The organism is Marinobacter sp. (genome assembly GCF_041984545.1).
Taxonomy (GTDB): Bacteria; Pseudomonadota; Gammaproteobacteria; order Pseudomonadales; family Oleiphilaceae; genus Marinobacter.
Window position 1 is genome coordinate 1 of record NZ_JBHIXV010000099.1, and the last position, 284, is coordinate 284.

The 284-nt window shown below is 54.9% G+C and carries 1 pseudogene; it reads left to right on the top strand.

Annotation, left to right across the window (positions count from 1 at the left end):
• Positions 1 to 77: 77 nt before the first annotated feature.
• Positions 78 to 284 (top strand): annotated as a pseudogene (locus ACFC20_RS17725) (peptidoglycan-binding protein); the annotation flags it as partial.

Below are 284 nucleotides of genomic sequence, written 5' to 3' on the forward strand. Positions count from 1 at the left end.
TTTGCCCCAGCCTGTGGAGATAGGCACCACAAAATAATAAAGATACGTGTATCGGTGAAATATCAGGAGTAATGCAGGTGAGTAGTATAAAAACAGCGACTAGCAACCTGGGCCGACTGGCCACTACCGCCGCCACCGTGATGATGCTCGGGCTGGCGCCCGTCACTCAGGCAGATGAAACGGTAGCACTCAAGAACGCGCTCTACGGGGCAGGGTATGACATCAATAACGTCAGCTCGCAAATGGACGACGCCACCCGCGCGTCCCTGACCAAGTTCCAGCAG